We start from the raw sequence: 21766 nt of genomic DNA on the forward strand, positions 1-21766 counted from the left end.
GACCGGTCACTCGCCGGCGGCTTGCGGGGGACGGCCCGCCTGCCACAGCAGGGCGTCGCGGAGCTGCTCGATCAGCCGCTCGTCGTCCGCTTCGGACGGGTCGATGCCCAGCGGGATCCAGCGCTCCGAGACCTTCTCGCCGTCGTCGTAGCTCGTGATCACGATGCCCGAGTACGTCACGGACTCCTCGTCCGCGCAGTCGCCGTCGGGCAGTGGTTCGTCCGGTTCGAAGCTGTCGTCGAAGCTGACGTGGCGATGCTGCAGGCGGACGCTCACCCAGCGTCCGGCCGACCGGATCGGCGCGTCGTCTTCGGTCATCTGCTCCTGCCCTGGGTCACGGGTCCCTGCCGACTCGTCGCGTCCGGGCGCCGGGAAGTTACCGGCGGGTTGTTCCGGTTGCGTAACGACGAAGAGTGGCGCGAAACACCGGCGGCCCGCCACCGGAGTCACTCTTTTGACGAGAGGTCAACTGCTTGTTGACAGCGTGCCGATCCGCCGCGAGGCTGAGCGGGTGACCAGTGGGACCCGGCCGCGGCGGCGCCGTCTCGAACCGGCCGAACGGCGCGCGGAGATCCTCGCCGCCGCGCGGCACCTGTTCGGGGCCGGCAGCTACGCGTCGGTGTCCACTTCGGACATCGCCGAGGCCGCCGGGGTGGCCCGCCCGCTCATCAACCACTACTTCGGCGGCAAGCGCGAGCTCTACCTGGAAGTGGTGCGGCAGCTGATGATCGTGCCGGCGCCGGTCACCGAGGCGCTGCCGGACACCACGATGGAGGAGCGGCTCGCGGTCGGCGTCGAGCGGTGGATCGACGTCGTCGACCGCAACCGCGACGCCTGGCTGACCGTGATCGGCCCGGAGTCCGCCGGCCGCGATCCCGAGATCGAGCGCATCATGCTGGAGGCCGACGAGGTCGCCGCCGACCGCGTCCTGGAAGCCGCGCTGATGACCGGCGTGACGGAGGGCCGCGAGGAGCTGCGCGCGATGATCCGGTCGTTCGGCGGGATGCTGCGGGCCGCGTCGCGCGAGTGGCTGATCCGCGGCACCCTCGACCGCGACGCGCTGCGGACCTTTCTCACCGATTCGATCCTCAACCTGCTGAAGCTCACCTACCCGGCGGTGCTTGCCGGGCGGCGCGGAAGCGGCGGGCGAACGCCGCCGGCGTCATCCCGGTCCAGCGCTTGAACGCGTAGATGAAGCTGGACGCCTCGGCGTACCCCAGCCGGTAGGCGACGTCCTCGACGGACAGCACGCCCGTGTCGAGCAGCTCCTCGGCCAGCGTCTGGCGGACTTCGTCGACCAGCGCCCGGTAGCTGGTGCCCGCCTCGGTCAGCCGCCGCCGCAGCGTGCGGGTGCTGAGCGTCAGCTGGCGGGCGATCTCGTCCATCCCGGCGTCGACGCCGCCGAGCCGGACCAGGCGTTCCCTGACCTGCTGGGCGATGCCGGTGCGACGGCGCTTGCGGGCGACGAGCGCTTCGCACTGCGCGGCGCACAGGGCGACGGTCTGCTCGTTGGCCTGCGGCAGCGGGCGGGTCAGCAGCGCCGAGTCGAGCGTCGCGCGGCAGGCGTCGGCGCCGAACCGCGGCGTCAGGCCGAACGTCTGCCGATAGGCGTCCACTGTGGACGCCTCGTGCCGGAAGCTCAGGTCCGCCGGCGCGATCTCCGGCAGGAGGTCACGCATCACCGAGAAGATCGCGGCGAGGTCGCGCAGCACGAGGAACCGGGCGACGTCGGCGGGCACGCGGCTGTCGTCGAGCTCCAGGACCAGGCGCCCGCCGTCCAGCTCGACGTGCGGGATGCAGAACGCGAAGCTGAGGTCGAAGTAACGCAGGGCGAACAGCATCGCGTCACGCAGAGTCGGGCTGCTGATGCAGGCGAAGCCGAAGATGCCGAAGGTCGTGACGCGGTAGCGGCACCCGAGCGCCAGCGCCGTCGCGTCGGTACCGTCCAGTTCGGCCAGCGCGCGGACGACGGCCAGCTCCTGACGCGCGTCGACCTGGACCGACGGATCGGCGAGCAGCTCCGGTGACAGCGTCGTCGCGGCGAGGAGCTTCCCGGCGGGCAGGCCGCGGCCGGCGGCGAACCGGGTCATCAGCTCGATGCTCGCGGTGCCGCGCGGGAAGTCCCAGTCCCCGACGGCGGGCGCGGCGAGCTCGGCCATGGCCGGAATTATGGATCACGGACTGGCGGCGTGCAATCGAGGACCGGAACTGTCCGGGTCGGTCGTTAGGGTGACGGCCGTGGAGACCTTGAGCCGGCGGGCCCTGAACCGCGCGACGCTGGAACGCCAGCTGTTGCTGCGGCGCGTGAAGATGTCCGCGTACGACGCTGTGGAGCACCTCGCCGGGCTGCAGGCGCAGGCGCCGTTCCCGCCGTACTACGCGCTGTGGGCGCGGTTGTCCGGATTCCGGCCGCCGGAGCTGGCTTCGCTGCTGGAGAACCGCCGCGTGGTGCGGATCGCGCTGATGCGCGGCACGGTCCACCTCGTCACGGCTGCGGACGCGCTCGCGTGGCGGCCGGTGGTGCAGCCGCTGTACGACCGCGACCTGAAGACGAACACCCAGCACGCCGGCGAGGTCGCCGAGCTGGACCACGACCTCGCGGCCAAGGCGGCGCGGGAGCTGCTGGCCCGGTCACCGTTGTCGAGCACGGCGCTGGGCACCGAGCTGGCGCAACGCTGGCCGGACGTCGCCCCGGCATCGCTGACGCACCTGGCGCGGGCGAAGCTGCCGCTGGTGCAGACTCCGCCGCGGGCGATCTGGGGCAAGGCCGGGCAGACGACCTACGCGTGCCTGGACGAGTGGGTCGGAGCACCGCTTTCGCCGCCTGCGCCCGCTTCACTGATCGCGCGGTATCTGCGCGCGTTCGGGCCGGCTTCCGTCGCCGACGTACAGGCTTGGGCGGGTATCACGCGGCTGGGCGAGGTGGCCGCTTCGATGGAGTTGAGGCGCTATCGCGACCCCGACGGCCGCGAGCTGATCGACCTGCCGGAGCTGTCGATCCCGGACGAAGATATCCCCGCGCCGCCCCGGCTGCTGGGTCCGTTCGACCAGATGATCCTGTCGTACGCGGACCGCACGCGGGTGATTTCGGACGAGTACCGCAAGCGCGTGATCTCGCAGAACGGGCTGGTCAAGGGCACGCTGCTGGTCGGCGGCCAGGTGCGGGGGTTCTGGGAGCTGAAGTCGGCCCGGAAGGCCGCGGTGGTGGAGCTGGCGCCGTTCGAGAAGCTGCCGAAGCGGGACCTGGCGGCGCTGGAGAGCGCGGCCGGGCGGCTGGCGGGCTGGGCGGAGCCGGCGGCGGAAACGCGGGAGGTGCGCGTCCACGCGCCGGAGTGAGCTGGCCGGAATTCTCGATCGAGTGACCGATCGTGGCCTGTTGTCACAGCTGCTCGGTGCGTAGCGTTTTCCGGCATGAGTAGTTCGGCGAAGGGCCCGTCGGTGCTGATCGTGGGCACCGGGTTCGGCGGCATCGGGACGGCGATCGAGCTCAAGCGCGCCGGGTTCACCGAGTTCACCATCCTGGAGAGCGCGGCCACGTCCGGCGGCGTCTGGCGGGACAACACCTACCCCGGCGCGGCGTGCGACATCCCGTCGCCGCTGTACTCCTTCTCGTTCGAGCCGAACCCGCGCTGGCCGAAGCGCTTCTCGCACCAGCCCGACATCCTCGCCTACCTGCGGCGCGTCATCACCAAGTACGGGCTCGAGCCGCACATCCGGTACCGGACCCAGGTCACCGGGGCCGCGTTCGACGAAGACCGCGGCGTCTGGCGGGTCGAGACCCGCGGCGGCGAGACGTTCGAGGCGAACGTCTTCGTGCCCGCCGTCGGCCAGCTGTCCCGGCCGGTGCTGCCGGACATCCCGAACCGGGAGCGCTTCGCCGGCGACGCCTTCCACTCGGCGCGCTGGGACCACGGCGTCGAGCTGACCGGGAAGCGGGTCGCTGTCATCGGGACCGGCGCCAGCGCCGTCCAGTTCGTGCCCGAGCTGCGGAAACACGCGAAGCACGTCACGGTCTTCCAGCGGACGCCGCCGTACATCATGGCCAAGTCCGACCCGGCCTACCGGCGGTGGCAGCACTGGCTGTTCGAGCACGTGCCGCCGACGCAGCTGCTCGGACGGCTGCGGATCTTCCTGCTCGCCGAGTACGCGACGTACGCGATGACCCGGCACCCCGTGCTGGCGAAGATGTTCGAGCTGAGGACCGCCCAGCTGCGCCGCCGCCACATCAAGGAGCCGCAGTTGCGGGCGAAGCTGAAACCGGCCTACCCGCTGGGCTGCAAGCGGATCCTGTTCACCAACGACTACCTGCCCGCGCTGGCCCAGCCGAACGTCGACGTCGAGACGCGGCGGATCAGCGAAATCACCGAACAGGGTGTCCGCGTCGAGGACGGAACCGAGATCGAGGCCGACGTCCTGGTGTACGGCACCGGGTTCGCCGCGACGGAGTTCCTCGGCCGGATGAAGGTGCTCGGCCTCGGCGGGCGGGCGCTGCAGGACGCCTGGTCGGGCGGCGCGCGGGCGTACCTGGGCATGGCCGTGCCCGGGTTCCCGAACATGTTCTGCGTCTACGGGCCGAACACGAACCTCGGCGCCGGGTCGATCATCTACATGATCGAGCGGCAGGCGCGCTACATCCGGCAGGCGGTGGAGCGGCTCGCCCGGCCCGGTGTGTCCTATGTGGACGTCCGGCCGGAGGTCGAGCAGCGGTACGACGACGAAGTGCAGCGGCGGCTCGGGCGCAGCGTGTGGAGCGCGTGCACGAGCTGGTACCGCCAGGCCGACGGCCGCGTGACGACCAACTGGCCGGGCCTGGTCACCGAGTACGACCGCCGGACCCGGCGGCTCGACCTCGCGGACTACCGGGTGGTGGCGTGATGGACTACGACGTCCTCGTGATCGGGTCCGGGTTCGGCGGCAGCGTCACGGCGCTGCGGCTGACCGAGAAGGGCTACCGCGTCGGCGTGCTGGAGGCCGGGCGGCGGTTCGCCGACGACGAGTTCGCCGAGACGTCGTGGCGGGTGCGGAAGTACCTGTGGGCGCCGGCGCTGGGCTGCTTCGGGATCCAGCGGCTGACATTGCTGAAGAACACCTTCGTGATGAGCGGCGCCGGCGTCGGCGGTGGTTCTCTGGTGTACGCGAACACACTGTACGAGCCGCCGGACCAGTTCTACGCCGACCCGCAGTGGGCGCACATCACGGACTGGAAGGACGAGCTCGCGCCGTACTACGACCAGGCGAAGCGCATGCTCGGCGTGGTCGAGAACCCGGCGACGACGGCCGCGGACCGGGTGCTGCGCGAGGTGGCCGGGGACATGGGCATCGGGCACACGTACCGCCGCACCCCGGTCGGCGTCTACTTCGGACAGTCCGGAGTGGACCCGTTCTTCGGTGGCGCCGGGCCGGTGCGCCGGTCCTGCACGTTGTGTGGCGAGTGCATGACCGGCTGCCGGGTCGGGGCGAAGAACACGACGGTGAAGAACTACCTGTACCTGGCCGAGCGGGCGGGCGCCGTGGTGCACCCGCTGACCACGGTGGTGACGGTCCGTCCGGTCGAAGGCGGGTACGCGGTCGACACGGTGCGCACCGGCCGCCGGGCCCGCCGGACGTTCACGGCGACGCAGGTGGTGTTTTCGGCGGCCGCGCTGGGGACCGAGCGACTGCTGCACCGCATGCGGGACACGGGAACGCTGCCCGATCTGTCGCCCCGCCTCGGATTGCTGGCCCGCACGAACTCGGAGGCGGTCCTGGCGGCGCGGTCACTGCGCGCGGACACGGATTACTCGCGCGGCGTCGCGATCACGTCGTCGATCCACCCGGACGCCGTGACGCACGTGGAGCCGGTGCGGTACGGGCGCGGCAGCAACCTGATGGGCCTGCTGGCGACGGTGCTCGTGGACGCGTCGCCGGGGCGTCGCCGCTGGGTGCTGGGGGTGCGGGAGCTGTGGCGTTCCCGCCGCGACCTGCTGCGGATCCACAACCCGCGACACTGGTCGGAGCGGATGATCGGGCTGCTGGTGATGCAGACCCTCGACAATTCGGTGACGACGTACACGAAACCGCGGTTCTTCGGCCTGTTCGGCCGCCGGATGACGACGCGCCAGGGGTCGGGAGCACCGTCGCCGGAGTGGATCCCGGCGGGCCACGAGGTGACCCGCCGGGTGGCGGAGAAGATCGGCGGGCTGCCGCAGGGCGCGTGGACGGACCTGGCGAACATCCCGATCACGGGCCACTTCATCGGCGGCTGCACGATCGGAGACTCCCCTTCGACGGGGGTGGTCGACCCGTACCAGCGGCTGTACGGGTACCCGGGGCTGCACGTGGTCGACGGCTCGGCGATCACGGCGAACCTGGGCGTGAACCCGTCACTGACGATCACCGCCCAGGCGGAGCGGGCGATGGCGTTCTGGCCGAACCGGGGCGAGGCGGATCCGCGGCCGCCGCTGGGTTCGCCGTACCGGCGGGTGGCGCCGGTGACGCCGAAGAACCCGGTGGTCCCGGCGGACGCACCCGGAGCCCTGCGGCTGCCGGTCGTGCCACTCGGCTGACGTGAAGAGGCCCTCCCGGCCGCGCTTCCGGGAGGGCCGTCCTTCAGCGCACGGTCACGGCAGGCCCGCGAGGCCGGCCGAGACCGTGTCGGCGAACGCGTACCCCTGCGACGCGTCCCAGTTGATCGACCACGTCATCGCGCCGCGGATCGACGGGTACGTCGCCGACGGCTTGAAGCTGCCGCACGACGTTCCCCGCGCCAGGCAGTTCAGGGCCGACACCGTGTTGGCCGGGGCCTGGTAGCCGCCGCCCGCCGCCTGGGGTGAGGCCGGGAGCCCCAGGCCCACCTGGTCCGGGCGCAGGCCGCCCTGCAGCTGGATGCAGGCCAGCGCGGTCAGGAAGTCGACCGTGCCCTGGGAGTACACGTTGCCGTTGCAGCCGTTCATCGATCCCGAGTTGTAGTACTGCATGTTGACGATCGTCAGGATGTCCTTGATGTTCAGCGCCAGCTGGAAGTAGCCGCCGGCCGTGGACTGCATGTCGATCGTCTGCGGCGCCATCGTGATGACCTTGCCGCCGCCGGTGTAGATGCTCCGCAGCGCCTGGCCCATGTACGTGGCGTTGATGCCGTTCTCCAGGTCGATGTCGACGCCGTCGAAGCCGTAGTTCGCGATCAGCGACTTGACGCTGTTCGCGAAGTTGTTCGCCGAGGTCGAGTCACTGACGCTGATCGTGCCGTTCTGGCCGCCGACCGAGATGATCACCTTCTGGCCGCGCGCCTGCACCGTCTTGATGTCGGCCTTGAACTGGGCGTCGGTGTAGCCGCCGAGCTGCGAAGACAGGCCGGAGTCGAGCGTGAAGCTCACCGCGCCGGGTGTGCCGGTGGCGTCCGCGAAGGACACCGCGATGATGTTGTACGTCGTCGGGACGTCGGCCAGCTTCAGCGCCTTCGCGCCGTTGTAGAAGTTCTGCCAGTAGCCCGTCAGGACGTGCTTCGGCAGGTCACCCTGCGTGGGCGGCGGCGTGGTGGTCGTCGTCGGCGGGGTGGTCGTGGTCGTCGGCGGAGGGGTGGTGGTCGTCGGCGGGGTCGTGGTCGTCGGCGGCGGGGTGCCCGGGCCGTCGAGGCTGACGTCGTCGGCGTAGTACGTCGGCTGGCCGTACCAGCCGTGCAGGTACACCGTCAGGGACGTGCTCGAACCGGTCGTGAAGCTCAGCGACAGCTGCTGGTAGCCGCTGGTGCCCGGCGTCCACGTGCTGGCCGTCGCCGAGCCGGAAACGCCCAGGTAGACGTAGCTGCCCTGGACCCAGCCGGACAGCTTGTAGGCCGTGTTCGGCGAGACGGTGAGCGTCTGCGAGCACTGCGCGTTGTCCGACGAACTGGGCGTCACGCTCAGCGCGCGGCTGCCGCTGTGGACCGGCGTGCTCACGGCCGTCGGCGCGGAAGTGCACGTCCAGCCCGTCGTCCCGGCTTCGAAGCCGGGGTTGGCCAGGATGTTCGCCGCCGACGCGCTGCCGGCGAGAACGAACGTCACGCCGAGAGCCAGCGTGACCACCGAAAGTAACGAAAACAGAGCTAACCGGACCTTGGGGACCACGGGCGAACCTCCACGACGGTGGTGAGGCAGGTCACCACAAAGTGGACTAGACCAATCTGATTGTCAAGGAGCCCCATCCGAAAGTCGGGGTGGCGGGAACGGCAGAATGGGACGATCGGATGCAGGCGAAGCAGGAGCGTGTTGGAGTGAGCGTGTCGGTCGAGCAGAAGATCGCCGAAGAACTGGGCGTGCGCGAAGGCCAGGTCAAGGCCGCCGTCGAGCTGCTCGACGGCGGATCGACCGTGCCGTTCATCGCGCGGTACCGCAAGGAAGTCACCGGCATGCTCGACGACGCGCAGCTGCGCACGCTCGAGGAGCGGCTGCGCTACCTGCGGGAGCTCGACGAGCGGCGGGAGGCCGTCCTCGAGTCGATCCGCAGCCAGGGCAAGCTCGACGACGCCCTCGAAGCCCGGATCATGGCGGCCGACACGAAGTCGCGCCTGGAGGACATCTACCTCCCCTACAAGCCGAAGCGCCGCACGAAGGCGCAGATCGCCCGCGAAGCGGGCCTGGAGCCGCTGGCCGACGGCCTGCTCAACGACCCGACGACGGACCCGCAGGCCGCGGCCGCGGTGTTCGTCGACGCGGCCAAGGGCGTCGCGGACGCGCAGGCGGCCCTCGACGGCGCCCGCGCGATCCTCGTCGAACGCTTCGCCGAAGACGCCGACCTGATCGGCGAGCTGCGCGAGAAGATGTGGAGCCAGGGCCACCTGGTCGCCAAGGTCCGCGCGGGCAAGGAGGAGGAAGGCGCGAAGTTCTCCGACTACTTCGACTTCTCCGAGCCCTACACCAAGCTCCCCTCGCACCGCATCCTGGCGATGCTGCGCGGTGAGAAGGAGGAGATCCTCGACCTGACGATGGCGCCTTCGGAGCCCACGGACGAGCCGCAGGCCGGGCCGACCGACTACGAGCAGCGCATCGCCACGAAGTTCGGCATCACCCAGCAAGGGCGCCCGGCGGACAAGTGGCTCGGCGACACCGTCCGCTGGGCCTGGCGCACCAAGATCCTCCTGCACCTGGGCATCGACCTGCGGATGCGGCTGCGCCAGGCGGCCGAGGACGACGCCGTGCGCGTGTTCGCGGCCAACCTGCGCGACCTGCTCCTCGCCGCGCCCGCCGGCACCCGCGCCACGATGGGCCTCGACCCGGGCTTCCGCACCGGCGTCAAGGTGGCGGTCGTGGACGCGACCGGCAAGGTCGTCGACACGCACGTCATCTACCCGCACCAGCCGGCGAACAAGTGGGACCAGTCGATCGCCGAGCTGGCGGCGCTGTGCGCGCGGCACAAGGTCGAGCTGATCTCGATCGGCAACGGGACGGCGTCGCGCGAGACGGACAAGCTCGCCATCGAACTGATCAAGAAGCACCCGGAGCTGAAGCTGACGAAGGCCGTCGTGTCCGAGGCGGGCGCTTCGGTGTACTCGGCGTCGGCGTTCGCTTCGCAGGAGCTGCCGAACATGGACGTCTCGCTGCGCGGCGCGGTCTCGATCGCGCGGCGGCTGCAGGACCCGCTGGCGGAGCTGGTGAAGATCGACCCCAAGTCGATCGGCGTCGGGCAGTACCAGCACGACCTGTCCGAGGTGTCGCTGTCGCGGTCGCTGGACGCGGTGGTCGAGGACTGCGTGAACGCGGTCGGCGTCGACGTCAACACGGCTTCGGCGCCGCTGCTGACGCGCGTTTCGGGCATCACGACCGGGCTCGCGGAGAACATCGTGGCCCACCGCGACACGAACGGGCCGTTCCGGTCCCGGATGGCGCTGAAGGAGGTCGCGCGGCTCGGGCCGAAGGCGTTCGAGCAGTGCGCGGGCTTCCTGCGCATCCCGGACGGCGACGACCCGCTCGACTCGTCGGCGGTGCACCCGGAGGCATACCCGGTGGTGCGGCGGATCCTGTCGAAGACGGGCACGGACATCCGGTCGCTGATCGGCAACACGCGGACGCTGTCGTCGCTGCGCCCGCACGACTTCGTCGACGAGCAGTTCGGCCTCCCGACGGTGACCGACATCCTGGCGGAGCTGGACAAACCGGGCCGCGACCCACGCCCGGCGTTCAAGACGGCGACGTTCGCGGAAGGCGTGGACAAGATCTCGGACCTCAAGCCGGGCATGCGGCTGGAGGGCGTGGTGACGAACGTGGCGGCGTTCGGCGCGTTCATCGACGTGGGCGTCCACCAGGACGGCCTGGCCCACGTCTCGGCGCTGTCGAAGAACTTCGTGAAGGACCCGCGCGAGGTCGTGAAGCCGGGCGACATCGTGAAGGTGAAGGTCCTCGACGTGGACGTGCCGCGGAAGCGGATCTCGCTGACGCTGCGGCTGGACGACGAGCCGGGTGCCTCGCCGTCACGCGGCGGTGGCGGCGGCCGGGACCGCGGTCAGGGCGGCGGCGGCCAGCGTCGCGGCGCTTCCGGCGGGGACCGGCGTGGTGGCGGCGGCCGGGACCGCGGGGGCAATGCCGGTGGCGGCGGCGCCATGGCGGACGCCTTGCGGCGGGCCGGATTCGGCAAGTAGGACCAACGGCGAAGGCCGCCTCCGGAAGGTGCGGAGGCGGCCTTCGTGCTCAGCGCAGCGTGACCAGGCCCGCCGCGAACAGGGCCACCGGCACCACCGCCGCCGCCGTGCTGATCAGCCAGTTGCCGTCCCGCCAGCCCACCGGCGAGGACTCCGGGCCGTGGTCTGGTGCTCGGCTCGGGCGAACAGCCAGAACCCCGCGTCCAGCACCGCCACGACCGTCGCGAGCACCAGGAACCCGGCACGGAACGTCGTCACCGCGTCACCCTAGCGGGACCTGCGCCATGATCGCGGTCGGATGACCGTCCGGGTCGGTGAAGAACGCCATCCACTCCTCCATCCCGGACTCGTGCCGGAAAATCAGGTGCGGCGCGCCCAGGAATTCGACGCCGCGGGAGCGCAGCTCGTCGTACGCCGCTTCGATGTCCGGGACCTTGAAGTACAGCACCGACTCCGCGCCCTCCGGCTCGCCCGCGGTCAGGAACAGGCGGACGCCGTCGCAGTCGAAGAACGCCAGGTCGCCGAACGTGTAGAGATGCTGCAAGCCCAGTACGTCGCCGTAGAACTCCTTGGCCATGGACAGGTCCGTGACCGTCCGGGAAACCTGCCCGATCCGTCCCAGCACCGCTGCCTCCTCACCCGCCCGGCCGGCGAGTGCGCTGCCGGCCGGGGCGCCGCGCCACGCGCGCAGCTGCGCGCGCCCCGCCAGGCCGAGCTTGCGGACCGCGTTGCCGACGTGGAACTTGACGGCGTCCTGGCTGATGCCGCGCCGCCGGGCGATTTCGCGGTTGGTCAGGCCGTGGCGGACCGCGTCGACCACCCGCCACTCCGCGGGGGTCAGCCGGTCCGGGTGCCGTGGCCTGCCGCGCTCGCCCACGCGCCGACCATAGCTCGACGGCCGCCGAATTACCCTCCCCCCGCGAACCGCGCTTCCACGCTGCCCAGCGGGCCGAAGTCGGCGACCACGTGGCCGCCGGCGTGGATCGGGCACGGCGGGGTCGCCGTGCCCGTCGTCACGACGTCGCCCGGGCGCAGGGAACGGCCGTGGCGGGACAGCTCCATCGCCAGCCAGTGCAGCGCCAGCCGCGGGTCGCCGAGGACCAGGCTGCCGCCGCCGCGCGAAAACTCCGCGCCGTCGGCGTGCAGGACGACGACCTGCCGCGGCAGGTCGAGGTCGCGCCAGCCCGGCACCGCGCGGCCCGCCACGAACCGGCCCGCGCACGCGACGTCGGCCAGCAGCTGCGGGCCGCCCGCGTGCTGGTGGTCGGTGTAGCGGCTGTCCGGCATCTCCAGCGCCAGGAACATCGTGTCGACCGCGTCGAGCACCGCCGTCAGCGACGGTGACGGCCCGGGGTCGGCCTTGAGCCGGAAGGCGAACTCGGGCTCGGCGACGCCCATGGTCATCGTGTCGGCGGGCACCGGCTCGCCCTCGGCGTGGTGGAACCGCTCGAACAGCACGCCCGGCAGCGGGCCGGGGACGTCGAGGTACTGGCGGGCGTACGCGGTGGTCGCGGCGATCTTCCAGCCGGACACCGGCCCGGCCAGCTCGGCGAGCGCCGCCTGCGCGGCCATGCCTTCCGCCGCGTCACGCGGGCGGGCGTCGTCGGGAAGGCCGTCGAGGCGGTCGCCGGACTGCCACGCGTTCCAGATCAGCTCCGCCGCCCGCTCTCGGTTCACGCCCGTGATCTTGCCAACCGGAAGACCGGGTGTCGATCGGCTTCCGCGGCGAACGCCTCCGGCGGGTCCGTCAGCTTCGCGTCGAAGAACGGCGCCGTCACCGGGATCTTGCGGACGTACGCGCGCAACACCGGCCCCGCCGTGGCGGCGTCCGCTTCCTCGACCTCCCACGTCTCGCGGGTCCGGCCGCGCCACAGCCGGGCGGTCGCGCCGGCGCGCAGGTTGTGCACCCAGCCGACCGTCCCGTACGGCGAGACGAGCCAGCGGTCGCCGGCCACCTCGACGACGTTGACCGGCGTCGTCCGGTCCGCGCCGCTCTTGCGCCCACGGGTGGTCAGCAGCCATCCGGTGGCGCCCGCGACCGGGATCCCGCGCGCCAGCAACGCCTTCACGACGGCGTTCACGGCCTTCCGCGTCACGCCCAGCCGGTACTTCCTGGCCATCACGGGGTCATAGCGTAGACCCCGGAGAGCGCCCGCACCCGCGCCCAGACGTTCTCGAAGCGCTCCGCGTCCACCACCGGCTTGCGGACGGCCGCCAGCGCGATCGCCTGCTGGGCCTCCGTCGAACTCGCCTTGCCGTTGAGGTCGACCGCCGCGGCGCTGAAGTCCTGGACCAGTACCGCGAAGAGCTGGTCGACCACCTCGTCGTCCACGCCGGTGATCCGGGCCTGCTCCAGGATCAGCTGGCCGTACACGATCAGCGTGAACAGCTCGGTGAGCGCCAGCCCGAAGTCGAGGTCCGCCTGCTGGGCCTCGTCCGGCGCCGCCTCCGTGAGCAGCTTGACCAGGTAGCCGGCCTGCTCGGTGAACAACGCGACGTTCGGGATGTGCGCCGCTTCGGCGTAGGCGGTCTTCCAGTCGTGGAACCGGACCTTCGACAGCCCGCGCGCCGGGCCCTGGCGGAAGAGGAACTCGTCGTCCGCCGCGTCCGTGCGCGTCGGGACCGGCGGGTACTCCCGCGGCGCGAACAGGTACGCGGGCATGAACTTCGCGATCAGCGCGAGGTTCACCGCGACCGTGCCCTCCAGCTTCGGCAGGCCGTCGATGTCGTTCTTCGACATCGCGAGGTAGGTGTCGGCCTCGAAGCCCTTGGCCGCCACGACGTCGGCGACCAGGCCGATCACCTTCTGCGCCTCGGTGGTCACCTTCATCTTGGTGATCGGGTTGTAGAGCAGGTAACGGCGGTCTTCGGCGTGCGCGCTGCGGAAGTAGTCGACGGCCCGGTCGGAGAACAGCTTCATGCCGGCCAGCCGCGCGTACGCCTCGACGAACTCCCGGCGCACGTGCGGGAAGTCGGTGACCGGCTTTCCGTACAGGACGCGGTTGTGCGCGTGCGTGATGGCTTCGTACAGCGAGTGCGTCGCCATGCCGATGCCGCCGAAGCACAGGTTGAACTTGCCGATGTTGACCGTGTTCAGCGCGGCGCTGAACGCCTCGGCGCCGACGTGCAGGATGTCCTCGGCGCGCACCGGGTAGTCCTCGAGCCGGAACTCGGCGACGTACATCTGCGACGGCACCACGTTCTTGACGACGTGGTAGTCCGGGTGCTCGGAGTCGGCGTAGAAGAAGACGTACTGGTCAGGGCCTTCGACGCCGTCGATGCGGCCGAAGACCGACACCGTCCGGGCGCAGTTGCCGTTGCCGATGTAGTACTTCGAGCCGGTGGCGCGGTAGCCGTCGCCGTCCTTCGTCAGCACCATGTCGGTGGCGTAGATGTCGGCGCCGTGGTCCTTTTCGGACAGTCCGAACGCGCCGACGCCGCCCGCGTCGAGTGCCTCGGCCGCGCGCTGCCGGGCCGCCTCGTTGCCGCTCTGCCACACCGGGCCGAGGCCGAGGATCGTGACCTGCCACGGGTACCAGTAGTTGAGGCCGTAGAACCCGAGGATTTCCGACAGCGCCGCGATGCGTGCGGTGTCCCAGCGCTTGCCGGGGTTCCCGCCGGCGTTCGCCGCCGGCGTCAGGAACGTCGAGAACAGGCCTTCCTTGCCCGCGAACTCGACGAAGTCCGCGTAGAAGGTGCGGTTGTGGTAGTCCTCGGTCAGCTTCGCCTTGCCGCGCTGCTCGAACCAGTCGATGGTGGCGCGCAGCAGGCGGCGCGTCTCCGCGTCGAAGTGCGCCGGGTCGTGTTCGCGCGGGTTCAGCAGCATGGGGCCTCCTCGATTACCGACCGGTAACTTAGCAAAGGGCGGCCCGGTAAACCAAGCGACAACCCGCCCGCGCGGGAATACCGTCACCGCCATGCCCGCAGATCTGACGTGGCGGCCGCTGACCCGCGAGGACGCCCAGGCGTCGGCCGACCTCCTCAACGCCGTCGAGACGCTCGACCGGATCGGGGAGAACTACACCGCCGAGGACACGCTCCAGGAGCTGATCGACCCCTACGCCGACCTCGAGCGCGGCAGTCTCGCCGCCTTCGACGGCGACACGATGGCCGGTTACATGAAGATCCGGTACAAGCCGTCGGCGGCGGAGGTCCACCGGGTCTTCCTGGACGGCGGCGTCCACCCCGCGCATCGGCGCCGCGGCGTCGGCGCCCGGCTCCTGGACGCCGGGATCGAAGCGGCGAAGCTCCTGCACGCGCTGCACCACCCGCAGCAGCGGCTGGCGATCGACGTCCACAAGGCCGAGCACGTCGCCGGGCTCGCCGAGCTCGTCCGCTCCCGTGGCTTCGTCCCGGTGCGGTACTTCCAGCGCCTGGAACACCCGCTCGGCGAGGTCGCGGGTCCGGCCGAGCCGCGGATCGAGCCGTGGTCGGCGCGGACCGACGAGGACTTCCGGCTGGTCCGCAACGAGTCCTACCGCGACGTCTGGGGCGCGGCGCCGATGCCCGCCGACCAGTGGCGCAACCGGATCACCAACCAGACGTTCCGGCCCGACGTGAGCTTCCTGTTCCGGGCCGCGGACGGCACGCCGGCGGGCGTGCTCGTGACGATGTCGTGGGACGCGGACACCGCGGCCACCGGCGTCCGGGACGCGCACTTCATGGTCATCGGGACGCGGCCGGAGTACCGGCAGCGGGGTGTCGCGAGTTCACTCGTCGCGCACGCCCTGCGAGCCGCGGCCGAGCACGGCTACGACCGGGCCGGCGTGAACGTCGACTCCGCGAGCCCGTCCGGGGTGTCCGGCCTCTTCGCGCGGGCCGGGTTCCGGCCGGGAATGCGGTACGTGCGGTGGGCGTTGGAGGTCTGAGACACATCAGGGGGAGGCGGTGGGGCCGTCTCCGCTACACTGATCATGCGGTCCGCTCAGTTCTGCCTCGGGCCGCTGCTGTTGTCGACTACCACGCGCCGCGGCCGCACTCCGGTCTGCGCCGGGCAGGACAACCCTTCTCAGGTTACGGAGACCAGGGCACCCGCGTGCCCGCACCCACTTATGACGACTTTCGCTGAACTCGGCCTGCCGCCCGCACTCGTGGCCGCGCTGGCCGGCCAGGGCGTCACCGCGCCCTTCCCGATCCAGGCGGCGACCCTGCCGCACACCCTCGCCGGGCGCGACGTGCTCGGCCGCGGCCGGACCGGCTCCGGCAAGACGTACGGCTTCGTGCTGCCCGTGCTGGCCCGCCTCGCCGCGGGCCCGACGCGCCGGCGGCCGGGGCGGCCGCGCGCGCTGATCCTGGCGCCGACGCGCGAGCTGGCGACGCAGATCGAGGCGTCGATCCTGCCGCTGGCGAAGCCGCTGGGCCTGAAGGCCACCACGATCTTCGGCGGCGTCAGCGCGAACCCGCAGATCACGCGGCTGCGCGACGGCGTCGACATCGTCGTGGCGTGCCCCGGCCGGCTCGCCGACCACATGCGCTCCGGGCACGTGAAGCTCGACGCCGTCGAGATCACCGTGCTCGACGAGGCCGACCACATGGCCGACCTGGGCTTCCTGCCCGAGGTCCGGCGGATCATGGACGCGACACCGTCGCGCGGCCAGCGGCTGCTGTTCTCGGCGACCCTGGACAACGGCGTCGACGTGCTGGTCAAGCGCTTCATGGACGACCCGGTGCTGCACAGCGTCGACTCGGCGCAGTCGCCGGTGGCGACGATGGAGCACCACGTGCTGCACCTCGAGGAGACCCACCGGCTGCCGGTGCTGGTCGACCTGACCGCGGCGCCGGGCCGGACGCTGGTGTTCACGCGCACGAAGAGCCGGGCGAAGGCGCTGACGCGCAAGCTCGTGGCTTCGGGCGTCCCGGCGGTGGAGCTGCACGGCAACCTCGGCCAGAACGCGCGGACCCGCAACTTGGAGGCGTTCTCCTCGGGCACGGCCCGCACGCTGGTGGCGACCGACATCGCGGCGCGGGGCATCCACGTCGACGACGTCCGGCTGGTCATCCACGCGGACCCGCCGGTGGAGCACAAGGCGTACCTGCACCGCTCGGGCCGCACGGCGCGCGCGGGGGCGTCGGGCACGGTGGTGACGCTGATGACGGACGCGCAGGTCCGCGACGTGCGCGACCTGACCCGCAAGGCGGGCATCAAGCCGACGACGACCCAGCTCGGGCCGGGCCACCCGCTGCTCGCGGAGCTGGCCCCGGGCGAGCGGACGTTCTCGAAGGCCCCGGCGGTGGACAACCGCCCGAAGAAGGTTTCGGCCACGGGAGCGGCGCCGGGCGCGGGCCGCGGACGACGCGGCGGCGCGCCGAAGGAGAACCGGGGCGGCCAGCGGGCGCGGGCGAACGGCCAGGCGCAGCAGCAGTCACGTGCTTCGGAGGCCGGCGGGCGCCGGTCGGGAGCTGCTTCGGGCGGTTCGTGGCGATCGGGCGCCCCGGCCGGCGGCGCGAAGACGGGCGGGAGCGGCCGTTCGGGAGCCGCCGCGGCCACGGGCAACCGGCGCAGCGGCGGCGCCGCGGCCTTCTCGTCCGGAACCCGCGCAGGATCGCGCCGCACCGGCCGCTGAGGCCACTCCAAATCGGAGGTGAGTGAGAAACAGGGTTCTAATCCTGTTTCTCACTCACGACCGGCGGGCGTCGTCACAGCGCGGGCAGGCCTCGCGCGGCCGCACGAGCCGCAGCCGCGTCGCGGCGCTCCTCGAACCGGGCCGCCTGGGCTCCCAGAGTCTCCAGGAACGCGGCCAGCTCTTCGCGTGCCTTCTCGCCCACCTCGCCGAAGCCGGTCCGGTCGAACACCTTCCAGTACTTCAGCAGCGGCATCACCACGTCGTCGTGGTGGATGCGCAGGTCGTAGATTCCCGCCTTCGCGATCAGCGCCGCCTTGCGGGCGAAACTCGGGATCACCGCGCCCGGCATCGCGAAATCCAGCACCTCGTCGGTGATCGCCCGCATCGTCGCGTCCGGGGCGATCTCCAGCGCCGCCTTCACCAGGTTCCGGTAGAAGACCATGTGCAGGTTCTCGTCGGTCGACACGCGGGCGAGCAGCTTCTCCGCCAGCGGGTCCTGCGTGTACCGGCCCGTGTTGCGGTGCGAGAGCCGCGTCGCCAGCTCCTGGAACGAGACGTACGCGCACACCCGCAGCAGTGGCTTGTCCCCCGTTTCGTAGCCCGCCTGCATCGTCTCCATGCGCATCCGCTCCAGCTCGACCGGGTCGACCGCGCGCGTCACCAGCAGGTAGTCGCGGATGCAGATGCCGTGCCTGCCCTCCTCCGCCGTCCAGCGGTGGACCCACGTTCCCCAGGCGCCGTCGCGGCCGAAGGCGCGCTCGATCTCCCGGTGGTAGCTCGGCAGGTTGTCCTCGGTGAGCAGGTTGACCTCGAGCGCGGTCCGGGCGATCGGCGACACCCGGGACTGCTCCGGATCCCACGCCTCGCCGCCCAGGTCGGCGAAGTTGCGGCCTTCGCTCCACGGCACGTACTCGTGCGGCATCCACTCCTGGGCCGCCGCGAGGTGCCGGTTGAGGTTCTCCTCGACCGTCCCCTCCAGCTCGTACATGAGCGCGGCGCTCTCCGAAACGGTCATGCGCACGTCCTTCCGGGTCGGGTACCTACGCGGCCGTAACTTACGGGTCCGTAGGTAACGACAACGAACGCCCGCGCCACATCGTTCCGTGAGCGGCGTCACCGGGGACCGGCCAGGGGCCCTTCAGAGCGACGACGTCAGCCCGCGCGCCCGCAGGACCGCGCGCTCCAGCGGGCGGAACACCAGCAGCTCGATGCCCACACCGACCAGCAGGATCAGGAAGATCGCCGCGATCACCGTCTCGATGCTGTTGAGCGACGACCCCTGGTTCAGGTACGCGCCGAGCCCGACGCCCAGCTGCGGGGACAGCGCGATCAGCTCCGCCGCCATCAGCGAGCGCCACGAGAACGCCCAGCCCTGCTTCAGCCCGGCCAGGAACCCCGGCAGCGCGGCCGGCAGCAGGATGTGCCGGGCCGACGAAAACCGGTTCGCGCCCATCACCTGACCCACCCGGGGCAGGATCGGCGGGATCTGGTCGATGCCGGAGACCAGGCCGTTCGCGATCGACGGCACCGAGCCGAGCAGGACGACGAAGTAGATCGCCGCGTCGTTGATGCCGAACCACAGGATCGCCGCCGGCACCCACGCCACCGACGGCAGGCTCTGCAGCCCCGTCAGCAGCGGCCCGATCGCCGCGCGCACCACGCGGACCTTCGCCACCACCAGGCCCAGCGGTGTCCCGATGATCACCCCGGCGACGAACCCGAGCGCGGCGCGGTGCACCGACGTCCAGACGAAGCCGAACACCTCACCCGAGACGACCCGGCTCCAGAACTCGTCCCACACCGCGATCGGCGCCGGCAGCTGCGCCTCCGACCAGAACGCCGCCGCCCAGAGGACCTGCCAGACGACGATCAGCAGGACGAGCGCGAGCACCGGCGGCAGGAACCCCCAGGCGAACCGCTTCCAGAAGCCGGGACGGCGCTCGCCGGCCGGGGCGTCGAGCGAGTCCAGCCCGGCGCCGACGGCGTCGAGGTTCTCCTCGACCTCCGGCCGGTCAAGCTGCGGCATGGGTGCTGATCACCTCACGCAGGTGCGCAGTGATTTCCTCGGTCAGCTCCTCGGCGTCGGCCAGCGGCACGTCCGTCCACTCGCGGACGACCCGGCCGGGCCGCGACGACAGCAGCACCACGCGCTGCCCGAGCCGCACGGCTTCGCGCACGTCGTGGGTCACGAACAGCACCGACGTGCCCGTGCTGCGGTAGACGCGCAGCAGCTCGCCCTGCAGGACGTCGCGGGTGATGGCGTCGAGCGCGGCGAACGGCTCGTCCATCAGCAGCAGCGACTGCTCGGGGTCCCCGCCGACGCGCAGGGTCGCCGCCAGCGCCCTGGCCAGCGCGACCCGCTGGCGCATGCCGCCGGACAGCTCGTGCGGCCGCTTGCCGCCCGCGCCGGTGAGCCGGACCAGCTCCAGCAGCTCGGCGGCCTTCTCGCGGCGCTCGGCGCGCCCGAAGCCGGCCAGCCGCAGCGGCAGCTCGACGTTGCGGGCGGCGGTCAGCCACGGCATCAGCGCGGCTTCCTGGAACATGACCGCCGGCCGCGACGTGTTCAGCGTGATCTCACCCGCCGACGGCGCGTCCAGCCCCGCGACCAGGTTCAGCAGCGTGCTCTTGCCGCACCCGGAGGCGCCGAGCAGGCAGACGAACTCGCCGGGCGCGACCGTGAGGTCGACGCCGTCGAGCGCGACGACCGCCCGGCCCGCCGGGCCGAACGTCTTGCGGACGCCGTCGAGCCGGACCGCGGTCGCGCCGGTGAAGCTGCTCCGGCCGGTCGGGAGGGTCGTGGTCATCGCTGGCTGCCTCTCCGGATCACTCGCTTTGTTCGGGGGTTCCGGGTGGCGGAGCCCCGCCCCGGTTTCACTTGGTCAGTTCGGGAGCTTCGACGGCCGGCAGGTTCTTGGCCTTGAGCACTTCGTTCAGCGGGCCGAAGTCGGCGAAACCCTTGAGCGCCACCGCCGACTTCACCACCCCGGCGGTCACGGAGTCCTGCGCGAGCTGCGGGAACTCCTTCGCGACCGGGTCGGTGGCCAGTTCGATGCCGGAGAACGCGCGGTCGAGGACCGCCGCGCTGAGCGTACTGCCGGCCAGCTCCTTGAGGGCACCGTTGACCACGGTCTTCGCGTCCGCCGGGTTGGCCTTGGCCCAGTCGATCGCGGCCAGCTCGCCGCGCAGGACGGCCTTGACGGTGTCCGGGTGCTGCTGCAGGAACTCGCTGCGCACGATGACGACGGTGGTCGGGAACCGGCCGCCCGGCCACAGGGTCTTCTCGTCGACCAGGACCTTCGCGCCGGCGTCGAGCACCAGCCGCGACGACCACGGCTCGGGCAGCCAGCCGCCGTCGAGCTCGCCCTTCTTGAACGCGTCGAGCGTCTTGGAGTTGTCCAGGTTGGTGATCTTGACCTGGTCGGTCAGCTGCTTGCCGGCCAGGAACTTCTTGAGCGCGACGTCCTGGGTGTTGGCCAGCTGCGGCGTCGCGATGGTCTTGCCCTTGAGCTGGTCGACGCCGGTGATGTCCGGCTTGACGACCAGCTGCGCGCCGCCCGAGACGGCGCCGGAGATCAGCTGGATGCTGCCCTTCGACTTCGTGAAGGCGTTGATCGCCGGGCCGGAGCCGATGAAGGCGATGTCGAGCGAGCCGCCGAGCAGCGCGTTGACCTCGTCGGGACCGGCGTTGAAGGTCTGGGTGGTGAGCTTGGTCGAGCCCAGCTCGGTTTTGAAGAAGTCCTTCTTGACGCCGATCAGCGCGGGCGCGTGCGTGACGTTCGGGAAGAACCCCAGCCGCACCTCCCCGGCGGTGCCCTGGTTCGCGGCAGGCGCGGCGCTGCTGTCCGCGCGGGAACAGCCCGCGAGCACGCCCACGACGGTCAGGGCGGCCAGCGCCGAGGCCAGGAAGCGGGTTCTGTGGTGGGTGCGCACGTCGGCGTCGCCTTTCGGGGTCGGTGTCGGGGCGAGGTTCGCACGGGCACCCACTGAGGCGCATAGCCATCCGCATCCCGGGAAATCCGGTGAGATTCCTTGACATCGGTGGCCGCTGCGCTTACAGGGGGCCTGTCCTCGCGTTCGGTGCCGCCAGAGCATGCTGGCTGACCCGCCCGGGCGCGAGGGTCCGTCCGAAGTTCCCGGTATGTGGACGGCGTCCCCGCGGCGCGGCAACCTTGCCCGTCACCCGAACGTGGTAAGGGTGACGACGACCCCGGGAGGGAAGACATGACGAGCACCGCATCTCGAGGCGGCCAGGGGGCCGCCGGCGTCCGCGTGGCGCTGGTCGTGCTGTTCATCGGGCTGGGCCAGGCGTCCTTCGAGTGGCTCAGGTCACTCGGGATGGACACGGTGACGAGCGTGGTGGTGTGGGCGATCCCGGTCGTGACGGCGGCGGCGGTCACGCTCGTGCTCTGGCTGGCGTCCGAACGGGCGTTCACCCTGCGGAACTGGCTGCCGGTGGCGGTGTGCATCCCGGTCTACCTGGCCGGGGCGTTCGGGCTGGCCACCGGCACGGCGAGCCTGGTGGCGTCGATCGTGACCGGCGCCGGGTTCGGCATCGCGGTGGTCGCGGTCGCCGGCCTGCTGCGCGCGCGGCGCCGGGAGCCCGCCCGCCGCTGAC

General features: G+C 71.5%; 20 protein-coding genes. 8 read left to right on the forward strand and 12 right to left on the reverse strand.

The features are described 5' to 3' along the window. Nucleotides 1-6: 6 nt before the first annotated feature. On the reverse strand, nucleotides 7-318 hold the full coding sequence (locus tag BT341_RS40795) for a hypothetical protein (protein ID WP_072481305.1): 312 nt from the start codon (nucleotides 316-318) through the stop codon (nucleotides 7-9). Nucleotides 319-511: 193 nt separating this feature from the next. On the opposite strand from BT341_RS40795, the gene BT341_RS40800 reads away from it, so the two are divergent. Continuing rightward, the gene (locus BT341_RS40800; protein ID WP_072482452.1) at nucleotides 512-1183 is read left to right on the forward strand and encodes a TetR/AcrR family transcriptional regulator; all 672 of its coding nucleotides are present in this window, start codon (nucleotides 512-514) and stop codon (nucleotides 1181-1183) included. Here the strand turns inward: BT341_RS40800 and BT341_RS40805 are convergent. Next, on the reverse strand, nucleotides 1104-2159 hold the full coding sequence (locus BT341_RS40805) for an AraC family transcriptional regulator (RefSeq protein ID WP_072481306.1): 1056 nt from the start codon (nucleotides 2157-2159) through the stop codon (nucleotides 1104-1106). The two genes, BT341_RS40800 and BT341_RS40805, sit on opposite strands and share 80 nt — an antisense overlap. Nucleotides 2160-2238: 79 nt before the next feature. Between BT341_RS40805 and BT341_RS40810 the strand changes: the two genes are divergently transcribed. The 3 genes from BT341_RS40810 (at nucleotide 2239) to BT341_RS40820 (ending at nucleotide 6545) form a co-directional block, all read left to right on the forward strand. Beyond that, entirely contained in the window at nucleotides 2239-3336 is a 1098-nt protein-coding gene (locus BT341_RS40810; protein ID WP_072482453.1) for a winged helix DNA-binding domain-containing protein, read from the forward strand. A 75-nt stretch (nucleotides 3337-3411) separates the two neighbouring features. After that, nucleotides 3412-4875 carry a flavin-containing monooxygenase gene (locus BT341_RS40815; protein WP_072481307.1) on the forward strand — a complete coding sequence of 488 codons (1464 nt, stop codon included), beginning with the start codon at nucleotides 3412-3414 and terminating at the stop codon, nucleotides 4873-4875. Next, nucleotides 4875-6545: a GMC oxidoreductase gene (locus BT341_RS40820; protein WP_084743149.1), complete on the forward strand. Its 1671-nt coding sequence runs from the start codon at nucleotides 4875-4877 to the stop codon at nucleotides 6543-6545. The genes BT341_RS40815 and BT341_RS40820 overlap by 1 nt, the downstream gene beginning before the upstream one ends. 54 nt (nucleotides 6546-6599) lie before the next feature. On the opposite strand, the gene BT341_RS40830 is transcribed toward BT341_RS40820, so the two are convergent. Then, on the reverse strand, nucleotides 6600-8081 hold the full coding sequence (locus tag BT341_RS40830) for a chitinase (RefSeq protein WP_072481309.1): 1482 nt from the start codon (nucleotides 8079-8081) through the stop codon (nucleotides 6600-6602). A gap of 119 nt (nucleotides 8082-8200) precedes the next feature. Here BT341_RS40830 and BT341_RS40835 point away from each other — a divergent pair, with 119 nt between their 5' ends. After that, entirely contained in the window at nucleotides 8201-10588 is a 2388-nt protein-coding gene (locus tag BT341_RS40835; RefSeq protein ID WP_218177821.1) for a Tex family protein, read from the forward strand. Nucleotides 10589-10702: 114 nt separating this feature from the next. Here BT341_RS40835 and BT341_RS43925 read toward each other — a convergent pair whose 3' ends face one another. The 5 genes from BT341_RS43925 to BT341_RS40860 are packed head-to-tail and all read right to left on the reverse strand — an operon-like array spanning nucleotide 10703 to nucleotide 14414. Next, nucleotides 10703-10846 carry a hypothetical protein gene (locus BT341_RS43925; RefSeq protein WP_245805263.1) on the reverse strand — a complete coding sequence of 48 codons (144 nt, stop codon included), beginning with the start codon at nucleotides 10844-10846 and terminating at the stop codon, nucleotides 10703-10705. Between the two features lie 4 nt (nucleotides 10847-10850). Further along, the gene (locus BT341_RS43930) at nucleotides 10851-11465 is read right to left on the reverse strand and encodes a VOC family protein (RefSeq protein ID WP_177329012.1); all 615 of its coding nucleotides are present in this window, start codon (nucleotides 11463-11465) and stop codon (nucleotides 10851-10853) included. Between the two features lie 29 nt (nucleotides 11466-11494). Further along, entirely contained in the window at nucleotides 11495-12265 is a 771-nt protein-coding gene (locus tag BT341_RS40850) for a 2-keto-4-pentenoate hydratase (RefSeq protein WP_072481311.1), read from the reverse strand. Further along, nucleotides 12262-12708 carry a nitroreductase family deazaflavin-dependent oxidoreductase gene (locus BT341_RS40855; RefSeq protein WP_072481312.1) on the reverse strand — a complete coding sequence of 149 codons (447 nt, stop codon included), beginning with the start codon at nucleotides 12706-12708 and terminating at the stop codon, nucleotides 12262-12264. Before BT341_RS40855 ends, BT341_RS40850 begins: the two co-directional genes overlap by 4 nt. After that, complete coding sequence (locus tag BT341_RS40860) at nucleotides 12708-14414, reverse strand: acyl-CoA dehydrogenase family protein (RefSeq protein WP_072481313.1); 1707 nt, start codon at nucleotides 14412-14414, stop codon at nucleotides 12708-12710. The genes BT341_RS40855 and BT341_RS40860 overlap by 1 nt, the downstream gene beginning before the upstream one ends. A 91-nt stretch (nucleotides 14415-14505) precedes the next feature. Here BT341_RS40860 and BT341_RS40865 point away from each other — a divergent pair, with 91 nt between their 5' ends. Together BT341_RS40865 and BT341_RS40870 are read left to right on the forward strand one after the other, a co-directional pair. Further along, a complete protein-coding gene (locus tag BT341_RS40865) occupies nucleotides 14506-15456 on the forward strand; it encodes a GNAT family N-acetyltransferase (protein WP_072481314.1) in 951 nt (316 codons plus the stop codon). 183 nt (nucleotides 15457-15639) lie between these two features. Further along, entirely contained in the window at nucleotides 15640-17151 is a 1512-nt protein-coding gene (locus BT341_RS40870; RefSeq protein ID WP_072481315.1) for a DEAD/DEAH box helicase, read from the forward strand. 73 nt (nucleotides 17152-17224) lie between these two features. Here BT341_RS40870 and BT341_RS40875 read toward each other — a convergent pair whose 3' ends face one another. The 4 genes from BT341_RS40875 to BT341_RS40890 all read right to left on the reverse strand — a co-directional run bounded on the left by BT341_RS40875 (nucleotide 17225) and on the right by BT341_RS40890 (nucleotide 21081). Further along, on the reverse strand, nucleotides 17225-18166 hold the full coding sequence (locus BT341_RS40875; protein ID WP_072481316.1) for an acyl-ACP desaturase: 942 nt from the start codon (nucleotides 18164-18166) through the stop codon (nucleotides 17225-17227). Nucleotides 18167-18289: 123 nt separating this feature from the next. Continuing rightward, entirely contained in the window at nucleotides 18290-19177 is an 888-nt protein-coding gene (locus BT341_RS40880; protein ID WP_072481317.1) for an ABC transporter permease, read from the reverse strand. Then, nucleotides 19164-19955: an ABC transporter ATP-binding protein gene (locus tag BT341_RS40885; protein ID WP_072481318.1), complete on the reverse strand. Its 792-nt coding sequence runs from the start codon at nucleotides 19953-19955 to the stop codon at nucleotides 19164-19166. Before BT341_RS40885 ends, BT341_RS40880 begins: the two co-directional genes overlap by 14 nt. 67 nt (nucleotides 19956-20022) lie before the next feature. Next, nucleotides 20023-21081: an ABC transporter substrate-binding protein gene (locus BT341_RS40890; RefSeq protein ID WP_072482455.1), complete on the reverse strand. Its 1059-nt coding sequence runs from the start codon at nucleotides 21079-21081 to the stop codon at nucleotides 20023-20025. Between the two features lie 291 nt (nucleotides 21082-21372). Here BT341_RS40890 and BT341_RS40895 point away from each other — a divergent pair, with 291 nt between their 5' ends. Next, the gene (locus BT341_RS40895; protein WP_072481319.1) at nucleotides 21373-21765 is read left to right on the forward strand and encodes a hypothetical protein; all 393 of its coding nucleotides are present in this window, start codon (nucleotides 21373-21375) and stop codon (nucleotides 21763-21765) included. Nucleotide 21766: the final 1 nt, after the last annotated feature.

Source organism: Amycolatopsis australiensis, from assembly GCF_900119165.1.
In the GTDB taxonomy this organism is placed as follows: domain Bacteria; phylum Actinomycetota; class Actinomycetes; order Mycobacteriales; family Pseudonocardiaceae; genus Amycolatopsis; species Amycolatopsis australiensis.

What these genes read in the sequence shown, in the direction of transcription:
- BT341_RS40895 (WP_072481319.1), top strand. Translation starts at nt 21,373, where the DNA reads ATGACGAGCACCGCATCTCGAGGCGGCCAGGGGGCCGCCGGCGTCCGC.
- BT341_RS40805 (WP_072481306.1), bottom strand. Translation starts at nt 2,159, where the DNA reads ATGGCCGAGCTCGCCGCGCCCGCCGTCGGGGACTGGGACTTCCCGCGC.
- BT341_RS40815 (WP_072481307.1), top strand. Translation starts at nt 3,412, where the DNA reads ATGAGTAGTTCGGCGAAGGGCCCGTCGGTGCTGATCGTGGGCACCGGG.
- BT341_RS40885 (WP_072481318.1), bottom strand. Translation starts at nt 19,955, where the DNA reads ATGACCACGACCCTCCCGACCGGCCGGAGCAGCTTCACCGGCGCGACC.
- BT341_RS40860 (WP_072481313.1), bottom strand. Translation starts at nt 14,414, where the DNA reads ATGCTGCTGAACCCGCGCGAACACGACCCGGCGCACTTCGACGCGGAG.
- BT341_RS40870 (WP_072481315.1), top strand. Translation starts at nt 15,640, where the DNA reads ATGACGACTTTCGCTGAACTCGGCCTGCCGCCCGCACTCGTGGCCGCG.
- BT341_RS40875 (WP_072481316.1), bottom strand. Translation starts at nt 18,166, where the DNA reads ATGACCGTTTCGGAGAGCGCCGCGCTCATGTACGAGCTGGAGGGGACG.
- BT341_RS40855 (WP_072481312.1), bottom strand. Translation starts at nt 12,708, where the DNA reads ATGGCCAGGAAGTACCGGCTGGGCGTGACGCGGAAGGCCGTGAACGCC.
- BT341_RS40865 (WP_072481314.1), top strand. Translation starts at nt 14,506, where the DNA reads ATGCCCGCAGATCTGACGTGGCGGCCGCTGACCCGCGAGGACGCCCAG.
- BT341_RS40820 (WP_084743149.1), top strand. Translation starts at nt 4,875, where the DNA reads ATGGACTACGACGTCCTCGTGATCGGGTCCGGGTTCGGCGGCAGCGTC.
- BT341_RS40880 (WP_072481317.1), bottom strand. Translation starts at nt 19,177, where the DNA reads ATGCCGCAGCTTGACCGGCCGGAGGTCGAGGAGAACCTCGACGCCGTC.
- BT341_RS40795 (WP_072481305.1), bottom strand. Translation starts at nt 318, where the DNA reads ATGACCGAAGACGACGCGCCGATCCGGTCGGCCGGACGCTGGGTGAGC.
- BT341_RS40835 (WP_218177821.1), top strand. Translation starts at nt 8,201, where the DNA reads ATGCAGGCGAAGCAGGAGCGTGTTGGAGTGAGCGTGTCGGTCGAGCAG.